This is a genomic window from Knoellia sp. B-D-2 (assembly GCF_057714695.1).
On the sequence record NZ_CM173189.1, the window covers coordinates 2,493,485 to 2,517,017 of the forward strand.

The 23,533-nt window shown below is 73.1% G+C and carries 23 protein-coding genes; 9 read left to right on the top strand and 14 right to left on the bottom strand.

What is annotated here, in order from left to right; all coding sequences use genetic code 11:
* Positions 1–3: 3 nt before the first annotated feature.
* Together AC3EU2_RS11835 and AC3EU2_RS11840 are read right to left on the bottom strand one after the other, a co-directional pair.
* Entirely contained in the window at positions 4–381 is a 378-nt protein-coding gene (locus tag AC3EU2_RS11835) for a hypothetical protein (RefSeq protein WP_488176496.1), read from the bottom strand.
* Between the two features lie 3 nt (positions 382–384).
* Complete coding sequence (locus AC3EU2_RS11840) at positions 385–1,953, bottom strand: PspC domain-containing protein (protein WP_488176497.1); 1,569 nt, start codon at positions 1,951–1,953, stop codon at positions 385–387.
* Positions 1,954–2,079: 126 nt separating this feature from the next.
* Here AC3EU2_RS11840 and AC3EU2_RS11845 point away from each other — a divergent pair, with 126 nt between their 5' ends.
* Positions 2,080–3,330 carry an ATP-binding protein gene (locus AC3EU2_RS11845; RefSeq protein ID WP_488176498.1) on the top strand — a complete coding sequence of 417 codons (1,251 nt, stop codon included), beginning with the start codon at positions 2,080–2,082 and terminating at the stop codon, positions 3,328–3,330.
* Positions 3,330–4,049 (top strand): LuxR C-terminal-related transcriptional regulator, encoded by a 720-nt coding sequence (locus tag AC3EU2_RS11850; protein ID WP_488176499.1) that lies wholly within the window; start codon positions 3,330–3,332, stop codon positions 4,047–4,049. The genes AC3EU2_RS11845 and AC3EU2_RS11850 overlap by 1 nt, the downstream gene beginning before the upstream one ends.
* Positions 4,050–4,107: 58 nt before the next feature.
* Here AC3EU2_RS11850 and AC3EU2_RS11855 read toward each other — a convergent pair whose 3' ends face one another.
* The 8 genes from AC3EU2_RS11855 to AC3EU2_RS11890 all read right to left on the bottom strand — a co-directional run bounded on the left by AC3EU2_RS11855 (position 4,108) and on the right by AC3EU2_RS11890 (position 11,705).
* A complete protein-coding gene (locus tag AC3EU2_RS11855; protein ID WP_488176500.1) occupies positions 4,108–5,109 on the bottom strand; it encodes a quinone oxidoreductase family protein in 1,002 nt (333 codons plus the stop codon).
* Between the two features lie 4 nt (positions 5,110–5,113).
* A complete protein-coding gene (locus AC3EU2_RS11860; RefSeq protein WP_488176501.1) occupies positions 5,114–6,172 on the bottom strand; it encodes a sulfate/molybdate ABC transporter ATP-binding protein in 1,059 nt (352 codons plus the stop codon).
* A complete protein-coding gene (locus AC3EU2_RS11865) occupies positions 6,169–6,984 on the bottom strand; it encodes an ABC transporter permease (RefSeq protein WP_488176502.1) in 816 nt (271 codons plus the stop codon). The genes AC3EU2_RS11860 and AC3EU2_RS11865 overlap by 4 nt, the downstream gene beginning before the upstream one ends.
* Positions 6,981–7,766: a molybdate ABC transporter substrate-binding protein gene (gene modA / locus AC3EU2_RS11870; protein WP_488176503.1), complete on the bottom strand. Its 786-nt coding sequence runs from the start codon at positions 7,764–7,766 to the stop codon at positions 6,981–6,983. Before modA ends, AC3EU2_RS11865 begins: the two co-directional genes overlap by 4 nt.
* Complete coding sequence (locus tag AC3EU2_RS11875; protein ID WP_488176504.1) at positions 7,763–8,155, bottom strand: TOBE domain-containing protein; 393 nt, start codon at positions 8,153–8,155, stop codon at positions 7,763–7,765. The genes modA and AC3EU2_RS11875 overlap by 4 nt, the downstream gene beginning before the upstream one ends.
* Before the next feature lie 37 nt (positions 8,156–8,192).
* Positions 8,193–9,050 carry a uracil-DNA glycosylase gene (locus AC3EU2_RS11880; protein ID WP_488176505.1) on the bottom strand — a complete coding sequence of 286 codons (858 nt, stop codon included), beginning with the start codon at positions 9,048–9,050 and terminating at the stop codon, positions 8,193–8,195.
* A complete protein-coding gene (gene ligD / locus AC3EU2_RS11885) occupies positions 9,047–10,072 on the bottom strand; it encodes a non-homologous end-joining DNA ligase (RefSeq protein ID WP_488176506.1) in 1,026 nt (341 codons plus the stop codon). Before ligD ends, AC3EU2_RS11880 begins: the two co-directional genes overlap by 4 nt.
* Before the next feature lie 100 nt (positions 10,073–10,172).
* Positions 10,173–11,705 carry an HNH endonuclease signature motif containing protein gene (locus AC3EU2_RS11890; RefSeq protein WP_488176507.1) on the bottom strand — a complete coding sequence of 511 codons (1,533 nt, stop codon included), beginning with the start codon at positions 11,703–11,705 and terminating at the stop codon, positions 10,173–10,175.
* 175 nt (positions 11,706–11,880) lie between these two features.
* Here AC3EU2_RS11890 and AC3EU2_RS11895 point away from each other — a divergent pair, with 175 nt between their 5' ends.
* The 3 genes from AC3EU2_RS11895 to pcrA all read left to right on the top strand — a co-directional run bounded on the left by AC3EU2_RS11895 (position 11,881) and on the right by pcrA (position 15,465).
* Positions 11,881–12,225 (top strand): PadR family transcriptional regulator, encoded by a 345-nt coding sequence (locus tag AC3EU2_RS11895; RefSeq protein WP_488176508.1) that lies wholly within the window; start codon positions 11,881–11,883, stop codon positions 12,223–12,225.
* 1 nt (position 12,226) lies between these two features.
* Positions 12,227–12,904: a hypothetical protein gene (locus AC3EU2_RS11900; RefSeq protein ID WP_488176509.1), complete on the top strand. Its 678-nt coding sequence runs from the start codon at positions 12,227–12,229 to the stop codon at positions 12,902–12,904.
* A gap of 80 nt (positions 12,905–12,984) precedes the next feature.
* Entirely contained in the window at positions 12,985–15,465 is a 2,481-nt protein-coding gene (gene pcrA / locus AC3EU2_RS11905) for a DNA helicase PcrA (RefSeq protein ID WP_488176510.1), read from the top strand.
* A 253-nt stretch (positions 15,466–15,718) separates the two neighbouring features.
* Here the strand turns inward: pcrA and AC3EU2_RS11910 are convergent, their stop codons facing one another.
* A complete protein-coding gene (locus tag AC3EU2_RS11910; protein ID WP_488176511.1) occupies positions 15,719–16,450 on the bottom strand; it encodes a M23 family metallopeptidase in 732 nt (243 codons plus the stop codon).
* A gap of 246 nt (positions 16,451–16,696) precedes the next feature.
* Positions 16,697–17,698 carry an esterase/lipase family protein gene (locus tag AC3EU2_RS11915; RefSeq protein WP_488176512.1) on the bottom strand — a complete coding sequence of 334 codons (1,002 nt, stop codon included), beginning with the start codon at positions 17,696–17,698 and terminating at the stop codon, positions 16,697–16,699.
* A gap of 168 nt (positions 17,699–17,866) precedes the next feature.
* On the opposite strand from AC3EU2_RS11915, the gene sucC reads away from it, so the two are divergent.
* Complete coding sequence (gene sucC, locus AC3EU2_RS11920) at positions 17,867–19,045, top strand: ADP-forming succinate--CoA ligase subunit beta (protein ID WP_488176513.1); 1,179 nt, start codon at positions 17,867–17,869, stop codon at positions 19,043–19,045.
* A gap of 42 nt (positions 19,046–19,087) precedes the next feature.
* Positions 19,088–19,978 (top strand): succinate--CoA ligase subunit alpha, encoded by an 891-nt coding sequence (sucD, locus tag AC3EU2_RS11925; protein ID WP_488176514.1) that lies wholly within the window; start codon positions 19,088–19,090, stop codon positions 19,976–19,978.
* Between the two features lie 76 nt (positions 19,979–20,054).
* On the opposite strand, the gene AC3EU2_RS11930 is transcribed toward sucD, so the two are convergent.
* Both AC3EU2_RS11930 and AC3EU2_RS11935 read right to left on the bottom strand, forming a co-directional pair.
* On the bottom strand, positions 20,055–20,978 hold the full coding sequence (locus AC3EU2_RS11930) for a hypothetical protein (RefSeq protein WP_488176515.1): 924 nt from the start codon (positions 20,976–20,978) through the stop codon (positions 20,055–20,057).
* Positions 20,979–20,996: 18 nt separating this feature from the next.
* Positions 20,997–21,533, bottom strand: coding sequence for an RNA polymerase sigma factor (locus AC3EU2_RS11935; RefSeq protein WP_488176516.1), 537 nt, complete (start codon positions 21,531–21,533; stop codon positions 20,997–20,999).
* A gap of 140 nt (positions 21,534–21,673) precedes the next feature.
* Between AC3EU2_RS11935 and AC3EU2_RS11940 the strand changes: the two genes are divergently transcribed.
* Positions 21,674–22,918 (top strand): cell division protein PerM, encoded by a 1,245-nt coding sequence (locus tag AC3EU2_RS11940; RefSeq protein ID WP_488176517.1) that lies wholly within the window; start codon positions 21,674–21,676, stop codon positions 22,916–22,918.
* Between the two features lie 24 nt (positions 22,919–22,942).
* Positions 22,943–23,533, top strand: coding sequence for a phosphoribosylglycinamide formyltransferase (gene purN, locus AC3EU2_RS11945; RefSeq protein WP_488176518.1), 591 nt, complete (start codon positions 22,943–22,945; stop codon positions 23,531–23,533).

Below are 23,533 nucleotides of genomic sequence, written 5' to 3' on the forward strand. Positions count from 1 at the left end.
CGCTCAACCCCTGAATCGCTGACCACGCAGACCCGCCAGTCCGAGGACGACGAGGAGGACACCGGCGCCGACGACGGCGACGGGTCCCACGACACCCCAGGGGATGTCGAGATCGGTGACCTGGGAGACGAGGACCGCGATCGTCGTCAGCAGGCCGAGGAGTCCGACGACGGAGGTCGTCGGGGCCGGGCCGGACCGGAACTCCGGCACCGCTGTCGAGCCGCGGTAGGCCGTGGTGTCGTCCGGGCGGTCCTGGAGGACCGAGCGGTCGTCGCGGACCGACGGGTCCTGCGGGTCCGTCCGGCCGGCGTCGGGGCGCTGCGAGTCGTCCGACTCGGCGAGGACCGTCTCGATGGGCGTGGTCTGGTCGTGCTGGCTCATCGCTCAGCCCTCCTTGATGGTGATCTGACCGAACGTGATGTCGGCGCGGACGGTGACGGCCGGTGCGCCCGATCCCAGGCTGAGCGTCAACGTCTCGCTGGGCCCGTCGTCGGTGCCGTCGTCCCGGTCGGACCGGCCTGCGGGCAGGTCGCCGAGGACTCGCACCTCACCGAAGTCGGCGCGGGCCCGGATCTGGGCGGCGGCGCCGGGGGGGACGATGATGTCCATCTCGCCGGCGCCCTGCTCCACGGTGATCTCCTGCGGGACCGACGGGACGAGCGGCGATGCCGTGGCCGTCGGGGCCGGGCTCGGGGTGACCGTCGGGACCGGGAGGCCCGACGCGCTCGGCACCGGGCTCGGGGCCACCTCCGGGGTGGGGGCGACCGGCGGTGTCGCCAGGCTGGCGAAGAGCGGGCGCAGGTCGAGCGTCGTGCGGCCCGCACCGTGGCTGTAGCTCGTCGGGGAGTCGGAGAGCACGGGGGTCCAGGTGCGGATGCCGCGCTCGCCACCGATCGTCTCCTCACCGACGGCGGCCACCGTGGCACCGAGCCCGAGGAGGACCACGAGACCGGCCGACAGGATGCTGCGACGACCCGAGAGCCCGATGACGAGGGTGGTGAGGGCGGCCGCGCCGAGGGCGAGGATGACGCCGAAGAGCTCCTCGGAGCCACTGAAGTCGAGCGGGCCGTCGAGCATGAGGCCGGCGCCGTAGCCGACGGCCGCCATGCCCAGGGTCAGCGCGAACCCGGCGAAGCCGGCGCTGCGTCGGCGCGGACGCGGCGGGGGCGGCGGGGCGACCGGGACCCACGAGCGCGGCGGGACCGGGGGTGCGGGCGGCGGCTGCCACCCGTCGTGGCCGGCGCCGGGTGCCTCCGGTGCGATCGGAGCGTGCGGTGCCCCGGGAACGTGGCTGGTGGTGGCGGCATACATGCTGGCTCCTGACGGGGCTGGGGGGACGGGACCGGTGGGGGCGAGGCCGCCCGGGGCGGCGCCGGCGGGGGTCCCGCCCGGCACCGGGGCGCCCTGCGCGGCGGAGGACCAGGCCGGGACGCTGTCCCTGCCCTGCTGGTGGCGCCAGAACAGCCAGGCGACGATGGCGAGCGGGATGACGCCCCAGCCGATGAGGAAGCCGTTGTCGCCGAAGACGATGGCCGCGATGACGAGCACCGCGATGACCGAGAGGACGATGGCCCCCGTGGCGCCGGTGCTGCCGTCCCGGTCGAGGGCGTCGCGCGCCATGATCCGGCCGCCCTCGTCCGGCAGGAGCAGCCAGGCGACGAGGTAGGCGACGATGCCGAACCCCCCGAAGAGGGTGAGCGCGATGAAGGCCGCGCGGATGAGGACCGGGTCCACGTCGACGCGGCGGGCGATGCCGGAGCACACGCCGGCGAACCACTGGCGGGAGCGGTCGCGGCGCAGACCGGTCGCGAGGATGTCGTCCCAGAAGCGGCTCGACTCCGACGGCGGCTGCCACGGCGGCTGCTGGGTCGGCGGCGGACCGGGATACGGGGGAGCGGCTGGACCGGTCGGGCCGGTGGGCCCGCCGTCCGCGGGGTGAGGTGTCTGCGTCATGTCACCAACAGTGGCCGAGCGCGCGGCCCACGGCCATGAGGGTCGACCCTGACGACTCCCTGAGGTGACCCCCACGCCACCCCGGCCATCGCCACCGTCTCGCTCGCCGTGCGTCAGGATGGGGGTGTGCCCACACCGTACGAGCGCGTCGCGCCACCGACGGACCTCCCCGCGCCCGGGAGGCCGCGGCTGACCCGACCCGTGCACGGCCGGTGGATCGGCGGTGTGTGCGCCGGCATCGCCGACCACCTCGGGGTCAGCCGGCGCTGGGTCCACGTCACCGTCGTCGTCCTCGCGCTCGTCGGGCCGGGCATCCCCATCTACCTCTTCCTCTGGGCGGTGACCCCGACGAGCGACACCGGCGGCCAGCAGCGCGAGCCGGGGGCGCTGCGCGCGGTCTCCGGCCTCGGGGAGTCTCGCTGGGGCGTGACGGTGGCGGTCGGCGGTCTGCTCGTCTTCGTCGGCACCGTCGTCGGGCTGCAGTTCGCCGGGGTCGACGTGCGCGCCGGGGTGCTCCTGCCGCTGCTCCTCATCGCCGCCGGCGTCGCCGTCGCGTGGTCGCACCTCGACGACGCCGAGCGCACGAAGTGGCTCGGCACGCAGGAGCAGGACCGCGGGCGGATGTGGGTGCGCCTCGGCCTCGGCATCACCGTCGCGGTCATCGGCATCCTCGTCCTCACCATCCGCGGCAGCTCGCTCTCCGCCATGGGCGACGCCCTGCTCGCCACGCTCGCCGTCCTCGTCGGGGCGACCCTCATCGCGGCGCCCTGGGTCGTCCGGCTGTGGCGGGACTACCGCGAGGAGCAGGAGGTCGCGGCCCGGGCCAACGAGCGCGCCGACATCGCCGCCCACCTGCACGACTCGGTCCTCCAGACCCTCGCCCTCATCCAGCGGCGTTCCCACGACCCGGCGTCGGTGACCCAGCTCGCCCGCGCCCAGGAGCGCGAGCTGCGCTCGTGGCTGTATGCCGGCCCCGCAGGTTCCGACGAGACTCTCGCCACCGCGGTGACCGCGGCCGCGCACGACGTCGAGGACCTCCACGGGGTCGTCATCGACCTCGTCGTCACCGGCGACCGGCCCCTCGAGGAGCACGGCACGGCCCTCGCCCGGGCCATGCGCGAGGCGATGCTCAACGCGACCCGGCACGGGAAGCCGCCGGTGACGGCATACGTCGAGATCGGCCCGAACGGGGTCGAGGCGTTCGTGCGCGACCGCGGCGACGGGTTCGAGGTCGACGACGTGCCGGAGGACCGGCTCGGCGTGCGGGCCTCGATCCTCGCCAGGATGGCACGACACGGAGGCGGCGCCCGCGTCCGCCGCCGTGAGGACGGAACCGAGGTGGAGCTCACGCTGCCGCCCCTCGAAGGAGAGCACTGATGTCCACACCCACGACGCCAGCCGGCCGGACCCCCGCCCGCACCGGACCCGTGCGGGTCGTCCTCGTCGACGACCACCGGATGTTCCGCACGGGAGTGCGCAGCGAGCTCGCCGAGGAGGCCGGCGCCGCGATCGAGATCGTCGGTGAGGCCCCCGACGTCGAGGCGGCGGTCAAGGTCGTCCGCGAGACCCGGCCCGACGTCGTGCTGCTCGACGTCCACCTCCCCGGAGGCACGGGCAAGGGCGGGGCCGACGTCATCAACGGCTGCTTCGGCGTCGAGAGCGAGGCCGGCGCCCCGGTCCGCTTCCTCGCCCTGTCGGTGTCGGACGCGGCCGAGGACGTCATCGCGGTCATCCGGGCCGGTGCCCGTGGCTACGTCACCAAGACGATCACCGCGCGCGACCTCCACACGGCGGTGCGCCGCGTGGCCGACGGGGACGCGGTCTTCTCCCCCCGGCTCGCGGGCTTCGTGCTCGACGCCTTCGGGGCGGCGGCGGGGGAGATCGCCGAGGTCGATGAGGAGCTCGACCGCCTGTCCGCGCGCGAGCGCGAGGTGATGCGGCTCATCGCCCGCGGCTACCAGTACAAGGAGGTCGCCAAGGAGCTCTTCATCTCGGTGAAGACGGTCGAGACGCACGTGTCGTCGGTGCTCCGCAAGCTCCAGCTGTCCTCCCGCCACGAGCTCACCGCCTGGGCCATGGGGCGCCGACTGGTCTGAGGGACAGGCGGGCACCGTCGTCGCGGTCCTCCGGACCCGAGGGGACGCCGGTTGTCGCTCAGGGGATGAGGAGCAGCTTGCCCTGCGTGCGGCGGCCCTCGAGGTCGGCGTAGGCCGCGCGCGCGTCGGCCAGCGGGTAGCGCCCACCGATGCTCACCTGCACGTCGCCGTTCTCGATCCAGCCGAACAGCTCGGTGGCCCGGGCGCGCAGCTCCTCGGGTGTCGCGACGTGTGCGCCGAGGCTCGGTCGGGTGACGAAGAGCGAGCCCATGGCGTTGAGGCGCTGCAGGTCGAAGAGCGGGACCTGGCCGCTGGCGCCGCCGTAGAGCACCATGAGGCCGCGCGGTCGCAGGGAGGCGAGTGACGCCTCGAAGGTGTCCTTGCCGACGCCGTCGTAGACCACGTCGACGCCCCGGCCGTCCGTGCGCTCGCGGACGGCGGCCGCGACGTCGTCGACCTCGGCGTAGTTGATGAGCTCGTCGGCGCCGCGCTCGCGCGCGGTCTCGAGCTTCTCGGCCGAGCCGGCGGTGGCGATGACGCGGCCGCCGCGCCTCTTGACCATCTGGGTGAGCAGCTGCCCGACGCCGCCGGCGGCGGCGTGGACGAGGGCCACGGTGCCCTGCTGGACGGCATACGTGCTCGTCGTGAGGTAGTGCGCCGTGAGGCCCTGGAGCATCGCGGCGGCCGCGGTCTGGAGGTCGAGGCCCGAGGGGACGTGGACGAGGTTCTTCGTGTCCACGGTGGCGTACGCCTGGGCGGAGCCGAGGCCCTGCCCCCAGGCGACGCGGTCACCGACGACGAAGCTGCTCACGTCGGACCCGACCGCGACGACCTCGCCCGCGCCCTCGGTGCCGAGGACGAACGGGGTGGGGATCGGGTAGACGCCCTCGCGCTGGTAGACGTCGATGAAGTTGACGCCGGCGGCGGCGACCCGCACGAGCACCTGGTCGGCCCCGGGCTCGCCGAGTGGCTCGTCGCGGACGTCGAGGACCTTCGCGCCGCCGTGACGAGTGACGACGAGGGCGGGAGCGGACTCGGGCAGTGCGGAACCGGAGGTCATCAACTCAGGCTAGCGAGAGTGGGCGGGACGGGTGCAGGTGGACCTCGGTGGCCTTGACGGCGAGGACGACGGCCGAGCCGCGGTGCAGGCCGAGCTCGGCGACGGCCGCCGGGGTGACGTCGGCGCTGAGCAGGTCCGTGCGGACCCGGACGAGGTGCCCGTGCGGCTCGAGCTCGGCGACGACCGCGTCGAGGCTGTTGCGGGGGCTGCCGTGCGGGTGGGTGAGGTGGATGCTCACCGCCGACGGGGCCACGACCGCGGCGACCGGCTGCCCGTCCGTGACGGGCGACTCGGCGAGCCCGTGGAGGAGGCGCCCGTCGGCCATGAGGAGCGCGCCGTCGCGGGTGACGCCGCGTACGAGGTTGAGGCCGGCGAACCGGGCCCCGAAGTCGCTGCGGGGACGGCTGAGCACGCGGGTCGTCTCACCGGTGTCGACGACCCGGCCGGAGTCCATGACGGCGACCCGGTCCGCGAGCAGGGCGGCGTCGAGGACCTCGTGCGTGACGAGGACGGTGGTGCGCTCGGCGAGGACCCGGCGCAGCAGGTCGCGGATCTCGGGGGCGGCGTCGGCGTCCAGCGCCGAGAGCGGCTCGTCGACGAGGAGCACCCGCGGCTCGGTGGCGAGCGCCCGGGCGATGGCCACCCGCTGCTGCTGGCCGCCGGACAGCTCGTGGGGGCGACGGTGCGCGTGCGCCGTCATGCCCACCTCGTCGAGCCAGCGGGTCGCCGTCGTCGCGGCCTCGGTGCGTGACTGCCCGCGGGCCCGGGGGCCGAAGGCGACGTTGTCGCGGGCGTCGAGGTGCGGGAAGAGGCGCGCCTCCTGGGCGAGGAGGGCGATGCCGCGGTCGTGCGGCGCCACCCAGGTGCGCGTGCCGCTGTCGGAGAGGACCCGGTCGTCGAGCGCGACCGTGCCCCTCGGCTGGAGGAGCCCCGCGAGGGCCGCGAGGACGGTGGACTTGCCGGCCCCGTTGGGGCCGAGCAGCGCGAGGGTCTCGCCGGTCTCGACGACGAGGTCGACGGCGACGCCACGGGACTCGAGGGTGATGTCGGCGGTGAGGGTCACGTCGTTCCCGCCACGAGGGAGTCGCGCCGAGCCCGGGTGAGGGCGATGACGAGGACCGCGACGGCGACGAGGACGAGGGAGAGGGCGACGGCGGCCCGGGGGTCCCCCTCGCGCTGGAGGTAGATCTCGAGGGGGAGGGTGCGGGTCGTGCCCTGGAGCGAGCCGGCGAAGGTGATCGTCGCACCGAACTCCCCGAGGCAGCGGGCGAAGGCGAGGACCGTCCCGGCGACGAGCCCGGGCAGCGCCAGGGGCAGGGTGACCCGCCGGAACACGGTCGTCGGGCCGGCGCCGAGGGTCGCCGCGACGTCCTCGAAGCGGGTGCCGGCGGCGCGGAGGGCGCCCTCGAGGCTGAGCACGAGGAACGGCATCGCGACGAAGGTCTGCGCGATGACGACGGCCGTGGTCGAGAAGGCGATCTGCAGGCCGAGGACGTCGAGGGTGTCGCCGAGGAGCCCGCGCCGGCCGAACGCCTGCAGCAGGGCGATGCCGCCGACGACCGGTGGAAGGACCAGGGGCAGCAGGACGAGGGAGCGCAGGAGGGTGGCGGCGGTGCCGCTGGTGCGCGCGAGCACGACCGCGAGGGGGATGCCGAAGAGCAGGCAGAGCAGGGTGCTCACGGACGCCGTGCGCAGGCTGAGCCAGAGGGCGTCGGTCGACGCCTCGGACGTGACGAGCGGCCAGAACTCGCGCCAGTCGACCGTCAGTGCCATCGCGACGACCGGGACCGCGACGAGCAGCGCGCCGAGGGCGGCCGGGACGAGCAGCCAGCGCGGGATCGTGAGGTGGGGCAGCCGGGTCACGGAGCGGCTCACGGTGCGGTGAATCCGGCGGCCTGGAGCACCGTCCGGCCCTCGGCGCCCGTGACGGCCGCGACGAACTCCGCGGCGAGTGCCGCGTCGTCGGCGCCCCTGAGCGTGGCGATCGGGTAGGTGCTGCGGGCCGACGCGGCCTCGCCCACGTCGAGCCCGGTGACCTCGTCGCCGGCGCCCGCGACGTCGGTGACGTAGACCAGGCCGGCGTCGGCCTCCCCGGAGCGCACCTTGCCGAGCACGTCGGTGACCGACTGCTCCTCGCTGACCGGCCGGATGTCGATGCCCGCAGCCTTCTCGACGGCGGCGCTGGCCGCGCCGCAGGGGACGGCGGGTGCGCAGAGCACGACCCTGGCGCCGGGCCCGGCGAGGTCGCGGAGCGACCGGATGCCCGCGGGGTTGTCCTTCGGCACGACGATCTGGAGCCGGTTGGACGCGAACGGCGTCGGCTCGCCGGAGACGAGGCCCTCGGCCACGGCCGCGTCCATCGTCGGCTCGTTGGCCGTGGCGAGGACGTCGGCGGGTGCACCGTCGGCGAGCTGGGCGACGAGGCCGGAGGAGCCGCCGAAGCCGAACCGGACGGTGACGCCGGGGTGGTCGCCCTCGAAGTCGGAGCCGATCCGCTCGAACGACCGCTGCAGGGAGGCCGCGGCGAGGACGGTGAGCGTCCGCTCGGGTGGGTCCTGCGGGGTCCCCGTGGCGCCGGCGCTGCCCTGCGAGCACCCGGCCAGGAGCGTGAGGGCGGCGACCGCGAGGGGTGCGCGGACGGCATACGGCCTCGTCACGGGGTCTCCACGATCACGGACGTCGACTTCACGACGGCGACGGCGACCGAGCCGGGCTCGAGACCGAGCTCGCGGACCGCCTCGCTCGACATGAGCGAGACGACGCGGAACGGGCCGCACTGGAGCTCGACCTGCGCCATGACCGTGTCCATCGTGATGTGGGTGACGAGGCCCACGAACCTGTTGCGGGCCGAGCGGCCCACGGTCGACGGGTCGGTCGCGGCCCGTGACTGCTCCCGGGCCAGCAGCGCGACGGCGTGCCCGTCGACGGTCTTGCGCCCGGCCTCGTCGACGCCGGCGGTGAGGGTGCCGGTGTCGACCCAGCGGCGGACGGTGTCGTCGCTGACGCCGAGGTACATCGCGGCTTCGGAGAGGCGCATCTGCGGCATGGAAGTGATCCTAGCGCCGCATCTGCGGGTTCGTGAGTCAGGTACGCAGGCCGAGGAGGACGTCGTCGAGCATCGCCGGGGTGAGCCTCCCGGTGTAGGTGTTGTGCGGGCTCACGTGGTAGCAGCCGACGAGGCGGACCGGGACGCCGGCAGGGGTGCGCAGCTCGGCCTCGGCGGCGTGGCCGAAGCGGGGCCGCGGCCTCGGGACGTCCCACCCGAGCGCCGAGGTGGCGGCGAGGACGCCCCTCCAGCCGATCTCGCCCAGTGTCATGACGACCCGCAGGTGGTCACCGAGCAGCTCGAGGTCGCGGCCGAGCCAGGTCGCGCAGGTCGCGCGCTCGGTCGGGGTGGGGGCATTGGCCGGCGGGGCGCACCGCACGGCTGCCACGATGCGTATGCCGTGCAGCTCCAGCCCGTCGCCCGCACCCACCGAGGTCGGCTGGGTCGCGTAGCCGGTGCGGTGCAGCGCGGCGTAGAGGAAGTCGCCCGAGGCGTCGCCGGTGAACATCCGGCCGGTGCGGTTGGTGCCGTTGGCGGCGGGGGCGAGCCCGACGATGAGGGCGTCGGCTCTCGGGTCGCCGAACGAGGGCCCGGGACGCCCCCAGTAGGGCTGGTCGGCGAACGAGGCTCGGCGATCCTCTCTCGCAACGGTTTCGCGCCACTGGACCAGGCGGGGGCACGCCCGGCAGACGCTCACGCGGGCGTCGAGCTCTTCGAGGGTGGTGGCGTCCGCGGCGAGCTCGCGGACATCGTCGGCGTCGTCGGCGACGGGGGTCGTCGGCTGCGCCGGGTCGCCGGGCCAGCCGGTTCCCGGTGGGACGGGGGAGAGGAACGGCTCGCCGGTGAGGGGGTGCGGGTCGGGTCCGGCCCGCACGACCCCGTCGTCGGGACTCACGGCGTGGCGTCGTCCTCGTCGTTCCCGTCGTTCCCGTCGTTCTCGTCGTTCTCGTCGGGCTCGGGGGTCGTGTCCTGGCCGTCCCGCTCGTCGCGGTCGGCCCACTCGAGGAGCGGTGCGATGTCGAAGACGGCGTCGTCGATGCCGGCGTGGAGGTCGCCGAGCTCGGCGAAGCGCTGCGGCACGGTCGCGATGGTGAAGTCCTGCGGCTCCACGGCGTCCACCTCGTCCCACGCGATCGGGGTGGACACGGTGCCGATCGTGTTGCCGCGCACCGAGTACGCGCTGGCGATGGTGTGGTCGCGGGCGTTCTGGTTGTAGTCGACGAAGACGGCCTCGGGGTCGCGGTCCTTGCGCCACCACGTCGTCGTGACGTCCTCGGGCGCCCGGCGCTCGACCTCACGCGCGAAGGCCAGGGCCGCGCGGCGCACGTCCTGGAAGCCGTGGTCGGGCCGGATCCGGACGTAGACGTGGAGCCCGTGGCCTCCGCTCGTCTTGGGGAAGCCGGTGGCGCCGATCTCGTCGAGGACCTCGTGGGCGACGTGCGCGACCCGGCGGACCCGGTCGAACGGGGCGTCGGGCATGGGGTCGAGGTCGATGCGCCACTCGTCCGGCTTCTCGGTGTCGGCCCGCCGGCTGTTCCACGGGTGGAACTCGACGGTGCTCATCTGGACGGCCCAGACGATGTGCGCGAGGTCGGTGGGGCACAGCTCGTCGGCGTGCAGCCCGTAGCGGGGGAAGTGCAGCCGGACGGTCTCCAGCCACGGCGGCGCTCCGCGGGGGACGCGCTTCTGGTGGACCTTGTTCCCGTCGACGCCGTCGGGGAAGCGGTGCAGCATCGTGGGCCGCTCGCGCAGGGCGTTGAGGATCCCGGCCCCGACGGCGATGTAGTAGTTCGCGAGGTCGAGCTTGGTCTCGCCGCGGGCCGAGAAGTACACGCGCTCGGGACTCGACAGCCGGATCTCGTGGCCGGCCACGTCGAGGTGGACCGGTTCCCCGAACTCACCCTTGCGAGAAGCCATGCACCACACCGTATGCCGTCGGCCCACCGTCGCGGGGCGCGACGGCCGCGGTGGCCGCCAGGGCAGCCGGGGCAGCCTGCGCAGCCGTGACGGTTGCGGCTCAGGCCGTGAGGTCCCAGGCGTCGGCGTCGTGGTCGGCGAGGAACTCGTCGGCGATCTGCTGCAGGACGTGCTCGGGTGGCTGGCCGGCCCAGGGGTCGGGTGGCCCGGTGTCGAGGCGATCGACGCTCCGTCGCCTGCGCCTCATCTGCTCGAGGCGGCTCGACAGGACGCGGTCGTAGGAGCCGCGGGTGAGGTCCCAGCTCACGGCTCGACCGTGCTCGTCGGGGGGATGCACGGTGGCGACGAGGCGTCGGTCGTGGACGAGGGTGTGGTGTCGCTGGCAGAGCAGGGCAGCGTTGCCGAGATCGGACGTGCCGCCGTCGGCCCAGTGCACGAGGTGGTGCGCCTCGGTCCAGCCGGACGGCATGTCGCAGCCGGGGAAGGAGCAGCCCCGGTCACGGTGCCACAGGGCCCGGCGCTGGGAGCGGGTGAAGAGGCGGACGGCCCGGCCGAGATCGAGGACCTCGCCCTCGGAGCCGAGCACGACGGGGATGACGTCGGCGTCGCAGGCGAGCCGGCGCATCGTGGCCGGCGCGAGGATCGTCTGCTGGGCTCGCGACACCATGACCCGGCCGGATCCGGTCGGAGCCTCGCTGCCGGCGGCGCTCAGGTCGCCCAGCCCCATGGAGACGTGAACGGTCGTGGCCGCTCCGCCGGGTGGGCCGTCGGCGGCGTCCGCGCGAGCGGCCCGGGCGCAGATGGCGGCCAGGGCCTCGACTCGGCGCTGTCCCGCGGGGCGCAGGTCTCGCTCACCGGTCTGGTCGTTGGGGGCTGGCCGGGACAGTGGACCGATCGCGGCCTCGAGGGTGGCGGCCTGTTCCGGCGTCATCGCCATCCGGTACTCGGTGACGTCGCCGTCGGCGACCTGCGGGCTCGACAGGTAGGCGCCACTGCGGAGGCGCCGGTCCTGGTCGTCGAGCTCGCCGGCCCGGCCGTGGGCGGCGAGGAGGCTCGTCCGGATCTTCTTCGCCTCGACCGCGCCCCACTGCACCCCGTGGTCGAGGATCGCCGTGGCCACGGTGGACACCGCCTCCGGAACGAGCAGCTCCTTCATGCGCGTCACCTCGCGCAGAGCCGTGAGCGCCAGCGCCGGTGCGACCTCACCGGTGACGACCCGGGCCCAGACGACGCCCTCGGCACGGGTCGGGTCGGCATACGCTCCGGCGTCCGGCCCGTGGCTGCTCCACAGTCCTCCCGGCGCGGACGTCGCGACGTCCTGGGCCAGGGCTGCGACCTGCCCGGCACCGGCCTGCCGCAGCGACGGGGCGTGCTCGCGCACCCATCCGTGCAGCGACCCCGCCCCACGCCGAGCGGCGCTGAGCTCGCCCCGGTGGAACGTCTCCGCGGCGACCCGTACCTGCGCGGCCCCCGCCCGTGCCCTCACCTCGTCGGCCAGCGTCATCAGGTCCGCCAGCTCGGGACCGCTCACCCGTGCCAGGACGTCGCCCACGGCCGCGCTGTCGAGCACGTCCCGCGCACCCGTGAGCGCAGCGCGAAGCGCGTCGACCGGGGTTGCGGGGGCTGGATCCATGCCTCCATTGTCGTCGAACGCACGTTCGATGTCAATGCCTTCGACCCACGGAAGATCGACGAATCAACAAGTGCTGCAACGGTTCCCGTCGTCTCCGACGGGTCGCTCGAGTCTCGCCGCCATGGTGTGGAACGACTAGTTGACATCACCACCTAGATGGGACCACCATCTAGCCATGGCACGAGCGGTGGTGCGCGAGGACAGGCAGAGCCAGTGGCTCAAGGGCGTCCTCGACCTCGCGGTGCTCGCGGTCCTGTCCCGGGAGACGTCCGTGTACGGCTACCTGCTCATGGCCTCGCTCGCCGAGGCGGGGTTCGAGGGGATCAAGGGCGGGACGATCTATCCCCTCCTCGGGCGGCTCGAGGACGAAGGGCTGGTCCGCAGCGAGTGGGTCACCGGCACGTCGGGACCGCCGCGCAAGTACTTCTGGCTCACCGGGGCCGGCCGGGCCGAGCTCGAGGCCGGGCGCGCGGGGTGGCGCGCGTTCTCCGCCACGATGACCACGGCTCTGGAGGGCTGACATGACGACGTCGAGGCTGCACTACGTGAGGGAGCTCGCCGAGCAGCTCCGGATCAACGGGGTTCCCGAGGCCCGGGTCCGGGAGATCGTCGCCGAGGTCGAGGGCCACGCGGCGGTGACCGGCGAGGACCTCGTCACCACCTTCGGGCAGCCCGTCGACTACGCGGCGCAGTGGCGACCGCTGTCGCCGAGACGGTGGATGGGGCAGGTCCTGCTGGGCGCGGTCCCCGCCCTGGGCGTGGCCTCGGGTGTGAAGGCGATGTTCGCGGGGGGAGAGTGGTCGAGCGCCGTTGCCGTCGACCGGTCGGACCTGACCGGCTTCCTCGTGCTGTTCGCCGTGATCGGTCTCGTGCCATGGACGGTGGGCCTCACGGAAAGTCGTCGCCGAGCCGCGGCGCTCGGCAGCACCACCACGCCGTCGGTGTGGCCCTACCGGGTCGCGGTCCCGGTCGTCTTCGGAGTCGTCGTGGCTCTGGTCACCTGGGCCCTCAATGGTTCCGCGTCGACCCTGCTCATGGAGGTCCCCCGGTGGGTGCTCGCGGTCGTCGGCGTCGTCGGGGTCTCCAGCGTGGTGCTCCTGGGTCCGGCCCCCAACAGCGCCGGCCAGCTCCCGGATCGCCCCTGGGCGCCACCCCACTCGTGGAGGACGAGGGTGCGCCGGGCGTTCATCAACCGGTAGCCACTGGCGCGGCTGCCCTGCTGGGCAGACCGTGGACGAGGCGGGGCCTGTGAGCGCCACGACGTAGGGTTGGCGGTGAGATGAGCACCCTTTTCGACGGTCTGGACTTCGGCGACGCCGGGGCCCCGAACGACCCCGCGACCGCCCCCACGACCGATGCCGGCGCGCACGAGAGCGCGCACGCGGCCCTCGTCAACGCCGCCGGAGTCCCCTCGTGGGCGACCTCCGACGACCAGGCCCCGCCGGAGCCCGCCTGGGGTGCCCGCCCGCAGGACGCCGACGCCCTCCTCGAGGGTCTCAACCAGGAGCAGCGCGAGGCCGTCCTCCACGCCGGCGGCCCGCTCCTCATCATCGCCGGCGCCGGCTCAGGCAAGACCCGCGTCCTCACCCACCGCGTCGCCCACCTCCTGGCGGCCCGCGGGGTCCAGCCCGGCCAGGTCCTCGCCATCACCTTCACCAACAAGGCCGCCGCCGAGATGCGCGAGCGCGTCCAAGAGCTCGTGGGGCCGCGCGCCAGGGCGATGTGGGTCATGACGTTCCACAGCGCGTGCGTGCGGATCCTGCGCCGCGAGGCCGACAAGGTCGGCATGAAGTCGACGTTCTCCATCTACGACGCCGCCGACAGCCAGCGGCTGATGTCGATGGTCATCCGCGACATGGACCTCGACCCCAAGCGTTACAACCCCCGCACGTTCAGCCACCAGGTGAGCAACCTCAAGAACGAGCTCGTCGACGAGGAGACGTTCAGCGCCCGCGTGGGTTCGGAGCCCAGCGCCGAGAACCCCGGTGGCACCCATACGGAACGGCTCCTCGCAGAGGCCTACACGGCATACCAACGTCGTCTGCGGCAGGCGAACGCCCTCGACTTCGACGACATCATCATGCTCACCGTCCACATGTTCCAGGCATTCCCCGACGTGGCCGAGCACTACCGCCGGCGCTTCCGCCACGTCATGGTCGACGAGTACCAGGACACGAACCACGCCCAGTACCAGCTGATCCGCGAGCTCGTCGGGCACGAGGGCAGGCGGCAGGAGCACGCCGTCGAGCCGAGCGAGCTCGTCGTCGTCGGTGACGCGGACCAGTCGATCTACGCCTTCCGCGGCGCGACGATCCGCAACATCGTCGAGTTCGAGGAGGACTACCCGGACGCGAGGACGATCCTGCTCGAACGCAACTACCGCTCGACCCAGACGATCCTCACGGCCGCCAACGCCGTCATCTCGCGCAACGAGTCACGCCGCAAGAAGAACCTGTGGACCGACTCCGGCTCGGGTGCGCCGATCGTCGGCTACGTCGGCGACAACGAGCACGACGAGGCGTCGTTCGTCGCCCGCACCATCGACAGGCTCCATGACGAGCACGGCGTCAAGCCCGGCGACGTCGCCGTGTTCTACCGGACCAACGCGCAGTCCCGCGCCCTGGAGGAGGTCTTCGTCCGCGTCGGCCTGCCCTACAAGGTCGTCGGCGGGACCCGGTTCTACGAGCGCCGCGAGGTCAAGGACGCGCTGGCCTACCTGCGCGTCCTGTCCAACCCGGCCGACACGGTCAACCTCCGTCGCATCCTCAACGTGCCCAAGCGCGGCATCGGCGACCGGGCCGAGGCCGTCGTCGCCGCCCTGGCCGAGCGCGAGCGCATCTCCTTCGTCGAGGCCCTGGGCCGCCCCGAGGACGCCCCCGGGATCGCCACCCGCTCGATCACGTGCATCAAGGGGTTCACGGCGCTGCTCGAGGACCTCGGCAAGGTGCGCGACGACGACGAGGCCGGGGTCTCGGACCTGCTCGAGGCCATCGTCGAGAAGTCCGGCTACCTCGCCGAGCTGCGCGCCAGCCACGACCCGCAGGACGAGACCCGGATCGAGAACCTCGCCGAGCTCGTCGCCGTGGCGCAGGAGTTCGACGAGGCCCGCGCCGAGACCGGTGAGGTCAACTCGCTGGAGGACTTCCTCGAGCAGGTCTCGCTCGTCGCGGACGCCGACGAGATCCCCGACTCGGCCGAGGCCGAGGAGCAGGGCGTCGTCACCCTCATGACGCTGCACACCGCCAAGGGCCTGGAGTTCCCCGTCGTCTTCCTCACCGGCATGGAGGACGGCACCTTCCCGCACCTGCGCTCGCTCGGCGACCCCAAGGAGCTCGAGGAGGAGCGGCGCCTCGCCTACGTCGGCATCACCCGGGCCCGCGAGCGCCTCCACCTGTCCCGGGCGGCCGTGCGCTCCGCGTGGGGCGCGCCCCAGTACAACCCGCCGAGCCGGTTCCTCGACGAGATCCCCGTCGACCTGCTGACGTGGGAGCGCGAGCTCAGCGGCGCCGCGGCGATCGGGCACCGGGGCCAGCGCCCCGCCGTGGCGTCGCTCGCGGCCCGGCCAGGGGTCCGCTCGCCCGGCAACCGGCCCGTCATCCCGCTCTCGGACGGCGACAAGGTCACCCACGACACGTTCGGCATGGGCACCGTGCTGCGCACGATGGGCGAGGGCGACAAGACCCAGGCAGAGGTCGACTTCGGGGGAGACACCGGCGTCAAGCGCTTCCTGCTCCGCTTCGCCCCGCTCGAGAAGCTCTGACCCGCCCGCCGATTCGACGAGCCAGCCCCGCGACCTCCTCGGCATCAAGCTCCGCCCCTGACCCCCGACTTATTGCGCATTCCGTCCTACGGAATGCGCAATAAGTCGGGGTCGCGGGGGCCGGAATGCGCAATAAGTCGGGGGCTCCAGCCCGGCTCCGGGGCCGGCGGGTGACGTGGGCGGACGGCAGACGACCAAGGGCGGCACCCGGAACGGGTGCCGCCCTTGCGACCTGGTGGTGCGGATCCTCAGGTCACTGCAGGCCCTTCGCGGCCAGCCACGGTGCCGGGTTGACGGCGCCGCCACCCTGGGGGTGGATCTCGAGGTGCAGGTGCGGGCCGGTCGAGCGGCCGGTGTTGCCAGTGCGACCCACGACGTCGCCGGCCAGCACCGTGTCGCCGACGCTCACGGCGTAGCTGTCCATGTGCGCGTAGAAGGACTCGGTGCCCTCCCAGTACCTGATCTTCACGAGCCGGCCCATGTTGCCGTTGGTGCCGACGAAGGTCACGGTGCCCCGCGACATGGCCCGCAGCGGCGTGCCGACCGGGCAGCCGAAGTCGTTGCCCCAGTGCATGCGTCCCCAGCGCATGCCGTAGCCGGACGTGAACGACGCACCGGCGATGGGCGAGACCCAGCGCTTGCCCTCACGGGCGTCCTTGGCCCTGGCGGTGGCGACGGCGGCAGCCTTGGCCTTGGCCGCCGCGGCGACGGCCGCGGCCTTGGCCTTGGCGGCTGCGGCGACGCGAGCCTGGTAGCGGGAGACGCGCTGCTGCTCCGTCGCGCGGCCCTGGAGGGCAGCGGTCTGGATCGCGACCTGCTGGCGGCGCGTCGAGAGGTCGGCCTGCTGGGCGACGTCGGTGGCGGCCTGCTCGCGAGCGACCTGGGTCTGTGCGGCGGTGAGCTCGAGCGTCAGGGGAGACGACTCGGCCACGGACGCACCGGTGGCGGTGAGGACCAGGGCCACGGCAGCGGCACTGGGCAACACGAAGCCCGGATGGAAGGCGCGCGGGACTCGACTTGTCGCAGCTTTGCGATGCCGGCCTCGGTGACGCGCCTCGTAAGAGGAAGTCAAGACAGGGGTACCTCACGTGCAGGGGACACGGGAGCGTCTACCGTAGCGTGACCTGACCGTTATACAAATTCGGGATTGATTCGCCTGTGGATCGGCTACACGCGACACGACGGTGACCTGCGATGTCACGCCGCGGAAGCGCTCTCGCGGTGACGTGGATCACTCGCCGGCGAGTGCGGCGTGCTGTCCCGCCCGGTCTCGCGCCGGGCGCCGGCGGGCCGTCGTCCCCGCTCGAGGGCGTGGCGCGAGGGCCGTCACTCCGGCCGTCACCGTGCTGCCGTGCTGGTCCAGCTCGGCCAGCGCCGTGCAGATGCCGTGGGCGACGTCGCCCACGATCGGGAGCGAGATGTGGCCGACGCCGTGCAGCCGGATGTTGCGCACGGAGAGGTCGGGGTGGCGCAGCGCCCCGTTGGCCTGCGGGACGATGACGAGGTCGGTGTCCGACCAGTAGCTGATGAAGCGGGTCGTGCAGCCCGGGGCGGGCTCGTCCAGCTCACGGATGAGCCCGCTGTCCGGCCGCATCTGGCTGAGGATCCGCGTGGGGAGGGCGTAGGCGCTCCACGTGCCCTGGTGGGGGGTGCCGAGGGTGACGAGCGTGTGCACGCGGGCGTCGCCGCCGAGTCGGGTCACGTAGTAGCGCGCGATGAGGCCGCCGAGGCTGTGGCCGACGATGTGGATCTTCTCGTAGCCGGTCTCCGCGACGATCGCCTCGATCTCCTCGCCGAGCTGGGCCGCGGCGGTGCGCACGTCGGCGGTGAACGGCGAGTAGTTCATCGAGTAGACCGAGTTGAACCCGCGTCGCGTCAGCCCACGCCGGAGCATCGCAAAGATCGAGCGGTTGTCGATGAGCCCGTGCACGAGCAGGATCGGGGTGCCGGCCGCCTCGACGTTGGAGATGAGCAGCCCGCGCTGCACCGGCGCCAGGTGCTCGATCCGGTAGCCGCGCCGGCTCTCGGCGCGGTCCTGGAAGATCCCGAGCGGGTAGGTCACGAGGTGGGTCGTGACCCACGCACCCTCGATGGCCATGCCGACGACGGCGCGCGGCGTGAGCAGGGTGGCGAGGTCGCGGGCCACGGAGCGGCTCGTGCCCACCGCGTCGCGGGCACGGCCGATCAGCGATCGCCGGGATCCGGCCGGGTGCGTCCGCGTCGAGGCATCCATGGTGCGCTCACGGTATATCCCCGCACGGCCGCGGGCGGATGTCGTGAGGATCACCATCGAGGACGTCACCGGATCGATACCCACGGGGCGCCGGGGCTTCGCGGCGGCGCTAGGCTCGGCCCGAACGAGCAGGCCATCAGACGACGACGTGAGGACGGGAACGAATCCGTGGATCTCTACGAGTACCAGGCACGCGATGTGTTCGAGAAGCACGGGGTTCCCGTGCTCGCAGGTGCGGTGGCGACCACCGCAGCCGAGGCCCGGGCGGCGGCCGAGACCATCGGGACCCGGAGCGGCGGCGTCACCGTCGTCAAGGCCCAGGTCAAGACCGGGGGCCGTGGCAAGGCAGGTGGCGTCAAGGTGGCCAAGTCGGCCGAGGAGGCCGAGCAGCTCGCCGGCGAGATCCTCGGCATGGACATCAAGGGCCACACGGTCCACCGCGTGATGATCGCCCAGGGCGCACAGATCGCCGAGGAGTACTACTTCTCCGTCCTGCTCGACCGGGCCAACCGCACCTACCTCGCCATGTGCTCCAAGGAGGGCGGCATGGACATCGAGGAGCTCGCCGTCGAGCGCCCCGAGGCCCTGGCCAAGGTCGAGGTGGACCCCAACGTCGGCATCGACACCGCCAAGGCGCAGGAGATCGTCGACGAGGCCGGCTTCGACGCCGAGACCGGCGCCAAGATCGTTCCCGTGCTCGAGCGCCTCTGGGTCGTCTACCGCGACGAGGACGCGACGCTCGTGGAGGTCAACCCGCTCGTCAAGACCAACGACGGCGACATCGTCGCCCTCGACGGCAAGGTCACCCTCGACGCCAACGCCGACTTCCGCCAGCCGGACCACGCCTCGCTCGAGGACGCCGAGGCCGCGGACCCGCTGGAGGCCGCCGCCAAGGAGAAGGGCCTCAACTACGTCAAGCTCGACGGCAACGTCGGCATCATCGGCAACGGCGCCGGGCTCGTCATGAGCACCCTCGACGTCGTCGCCTACGCCGGTGAGGCGCTCGGCTCCCAGCCGGCCAACTTCCTCGACATCGGCGGCGGGGCCAGCGCCGAGGTGATGACCGACGGCCTGCACATCATCCTCGGCGACGAGCAGGTCAAGTCGGTCTTCGTCAACGTCTTCGGCGGCATCACGTCGTGCGACGCGGTCGCCAACGGCATCGTCGGCGCCCTCAAGGCGCTCGGCGACGAGGCCACCAAGCCGCTCGTCGTCCGCCTCGACGGCAACAACGTCGAGGAGGGTCGCCAGATCCTCGCCGACTTCAACCACCCCCTGGTGTCCATCGAGGCCACCATGGACGGCGCCGCCCAGAAGGCCGCCGAGCTCGCGGCCGCCGCCAAGTGACCCTCGACTCGTCGAGCGAACAGACAAGGACACCTTTCTGACATGGCAATCTTCCTCACCGAGAGCTCCAAGGTCATCGTCCAGGGCATGACCGGCTCCGAGGGCATGAAGCACACGACCCGGATGCTCGCCTCGGGCACCAACATCGTCGGCGGCGTCAACCCCAAGAAGGCCGGCACGACCGTCGACTTCGAGGGCGGCACCTCCGTCCCCGTCTTCGGATCCGTCGCCGACGCGATGAAGGAGACCGGCGCCGACGTGTCCGTCGTCTTCGTCCCGCCGGCGTTCGCGAAGTCCGCCGTCATCGAGGCGATCGACGCGGGCATCGGCCTGTGCGTCGTCATCACCGAGGGCATCGCGGTCAAGGACTCCGCGGAGTTCTACAACTACAGCAAGGACAAGGGCACCCGCATCATCGGCCCGAACTGCCCCGGGCTCATCAGCCCCGGCAAGTCCAACGCCGGGATCATCCCGGCCAACATCGCTGGCCCCGGCCGCATCGGCCTGGTCTCCAAGTCCGGCACGCTGACCTACCAGATGATGTACGAGCTGCGGGACTTCGGCTTCAGCTCGGGCGTCGGCATCGGCGGCGACCCGATCATCGGCACGACGCACATCGACTGCCTCGAGGCGTTCGAGGCCGACCCCGACACCGACGCGATCGTCATGATCGGCGAGATCGGTGGCGACGCCGAGGAGCGGGCCGCGGCCTACATCAAGGAGCACGTGACCAAGCCGGTTGTCGGCTACGTCGCCGGCTTCACCGCTCCCGAGGGCAAGACGATGGGCCACGCCGGCGCCATCGTCTCCGGCTCCTCGGGCACGGCGCAGGCCAAGAAGGAGGCCCTCGAGGCCGCTGGCGTCAAGGTCGGCAAGACGCCGTCCGAGACGGCCGACCTCATGCGCGAGATCATGCAGGGCCTGCAGGCCTGAGCCTGGACACGTCCCTCGAGCGGGCGGCATACCGAGAAGTCTTCGGTATGCCGCCCGCTCGCCTGTGGCGCCGACCTCAGGTTCCGTCGGTGAACGCCACGACCTGGCCCGTGTCGGCCATGAGGACGAAGGGGTGCCAGGCGCTGCCTTCCGTCCTGCCCTGAGCGGCGGTTTCTGGCGAGACGAGCCCGACGTCGACGAGCTGCTGCCAGTCCGCGTCGGACTTCGGGGGTCGGGGCCACTGGGAGAAGCCCTCGGCGTCGATGTCACCTGGCGAGAGCGACAGGAGCGTCGTGAGCAGGCGGTAGCGGTCGACGTGGTCCGGCAGGGTCAGGCCTCGGGTGAGCGAGTCACCGCCGGAGATCGAGGTGCCGTTGAAGGCCACCTCCGTGGCGTCATCGACGAATTGCGCGACCACGGCCTCGTCATCGCAGGCGGCGGCCCACGCGACAAGGGCCCTGGCCGCCTGCGCCGCCGAGGTCGTGACGCCCGTCGTGTCGGCCGTCGTGGCGGGCACGGCACAGCCAGAAGCCGGGTCCACGCTGGGCGTCATCGGGGGAGGGGCAGCCACGGACGGGGGCCGCTGGGTCGCGACGGGCGTGGACTGCACCGTGACGGGAACCGACGCGGAGGGCGTCGGCGTCGCGCTGGGGGTGATGGTCGCTGTCCGTGTCGGCGTGGGTGTCGGCGTCGGCGTCGGCACCGTGGGTGGCTCGGTGGGCACGACCGTCGGCGTCGGGGTCGCCGGCAGGGGTGGAGGCGCCGCGTCATCCTCGGCGACGCCTCGGAAGCCCAGGGCCGCGACCACCGCGATGGAGGCGGCCACTGCGGCTGTCCCGGCGATCGTGCGGTGGCGGCGGCTGGAGTTCCCCCGGGCGCGGACGAACCGAGGGTCGGGGAGCGCAAACGCCTCGACGTCGGCTCGCAGCGAGTTCAGTGCCTGCCGGACGAAGCTGTCGTCCTCGTCAGACCAGGTCTCGATGGGGCGCTCGTCAACCACGGTGGTCCTCCTTCCTCGTCAGACCGGGACCTCGACCCGGTGCGGTGCGGTGCGCTGGGTCGACACGGCTGGGTCGGTCGCGCGAAGCAGGTCGGCGAGCTGGGCGCGACCGCGGTGGAGCCGGGCCTTGACGGTCCCCATGGGCACTTCGAGCTCGGCGGCGATCTGCGCGAGGCTGCGGTCGGCGAGGTAGTGCAGGGCGACCGTCTCGCGGAGCACCGGGCTGAGCTGCTGGAGCGCCTCCACGACCGCGACGCGGTCCTCGCTCGGTGCGGCGCCGGACGTGCTCTGGCCGTGACGTACGTGGGCCCGTCCTCGAGCCTGGGCGCGCCGCCACTCGGAGACGGCCACCCGGCGAGCCACCGTCCGCACCCAGGCGAGCGGGTCGTCATGGCGCGACACGCGGTCCCAGTCACGCCAGGCCCGGGCATACGCCTCCTGGGTCGCGTCCTGGGCCAGCGTCAGGTTCCCCGTCGCGATGTACACGATGTGGATCACGCGTGGGGCGGTGGCGCGGTAGAAGTCGTCGAACGCAGTGCTGTCCCGGTTCTGCACTCTTGCCCCCCATGTCGGTCCCCGTGAAGGGTGTCACGGCTCCAGACGCACCGCGGGCAGGGAAGGTTGCATCGCCCTCGACGGTGCCCATCGGCGTGTGCGCCACGGCCACGGAGCCGGGCCGGGGGAGACTGGGCGCGATGACGGTCCTGGAGCTGCTGCGGGGTGTGCGCCCCTCCGACGACGAGGACGGCGAAGGGTCGCCGGCCACGTCGTGGTTGCCCGACTCCGCGCGCGACGTCCTCCTCGGCCTCGTCACGGGACTGCTCTCGCTGCTCGTCGTCGTCGTCCCGACGGTGCTCGGGTGGATGCTCGACCCACGTCCCAAGGCGTCGTCGGGCGAGCCACTCGGGGCCGCGGCGTCGTTGTGGCTGCTCGTCCAGGGCGCCCACCTCGGGGCCGGTGCGACCAACGTCGCCTTCGTCCCCCTGGTGCTCGGTGCCCTCGTCGTCTGGGGCGCCTCGCGCGGGGCGAGCCGCGCGCTCGCGACGTCCGACGTCGAGGACGCCTGGCTCGCCGACCTCCTGCCCCGCTCCGTCGCGTCGGCCGCCGGTCGGTGGTGGGGCGGGTATGCCGTCGCCGTCGGTGGCGCCGCCGCCCTCACGCTCGCGGGATCGCTGCCCCTGCGGTGGCCGAGCCTGGTCGTGCCCCTGGTCGTCGTGCCGGGCCTCGCGCTGGCCGTGGCCCTGCGCCGGCTGGCTCGCGAGGAGGACGTCCTCGGCCCCCGCCTCCAGGGGATGCCGACTCCCGACGTCGCCCGACGGGCGTGGGGTCCCGCCGTGCGCGGCCTCGCCGTCCTGCTGGGCCTCGCGGCCCTGACCGTCGCCGCCGCGGTCGTCCTGCGGTGGGGGTCGGTGAGCGACCTCCAGTCCGAGGTCGGTGCCGGCGTCCTCGGCGGGCTGCTCCTCACGGCGGTCCAGCTCGCGTCGCTGCCCAACCTCGCCCTGTGGGTCGTGGCGTTCGTCGCCGGCCCGGGCTTCTCCGTCGTCGAGGGTGCCCACACCGGGCTCGCCGGCTCGACGAGCGGCCTCCTCCCGCTCGTGCCGGTCCTCGGCGCCCTACCGACCCCGGGGGACCACCCGTGGGCCCTGCGGCTCCTCGTGCTCCTGCCAGTGCTCCTCGGCGGCTACATCGGCCGTCGCTCGCTCCGCTCGGTGGCCCGGCTCTCGTCGCTGCGCACCAAGGCCTCGGTCGCGGTCGTGGCCTGCCTCATGGTCGCGGTCGCCGTCGGCGTCCTCGACGTGCTCGGCGGTGGGTCGCTCGGCGCCTACCGGCTCTCGGACGTCGGCGTCCCCGCCCTCTGGCTGGCCGTCACCCTCGGTGTCGAGCTCGTCGTCGGGGCCGTGGCCGTGGTCGCCTGGGACGTCTGGCGCCTGCGCCGCTGACCGGCTCCCGGCCCGCTCGGTAGGGTGCTCGGCGTGAACCCACCCGCCGGCATCGTCGTCCTCGTGTCCGGCTCCGGCACCCTGCTGCAGGCGCTGGTCGACGCGTGTCGCGACCCGGCATACGGCGTGCGGATCCTCGCCGTCGGCGCCGACCGGGACGGCATCGAGGGGCTGCGTCGCGCGGAGCGAGCCGGCATCGGCACCTTCGTGTGCCGGGTGGCCGACTTCTCGGACCGGGGCGCGTGGGACGTCGCGCTGGCCGCCGAGATCGCCGCGCGCGCGCCGGACCTCGTCGTCACGGCCGGCTTCATGAAGCTCCTCGGCCCGGCGACGCTCGGTGGGTGGACCATCCTCAACACGCACCCGGCGCTGCTGCCGAGCTTCCCCGGAGCCCATGCCGTGCGGGACGCGCTCGCGCACGGGGTCAAGGTGACCGGCACGACCGCGCACCTCGTCGACGCCGGGATCGACACCGGGCCGATCCTCGCGCAGCGCGCCGTCGAGGTCCTCGACGACGACACCGAGGACAGCCTCCACGAACGGATCAAGGTGGTGGAGCGCGAGCTCCTCGTCGACCTCGTCGGCCGCCTCGCCCACGACCTCCGGACGGCCTGA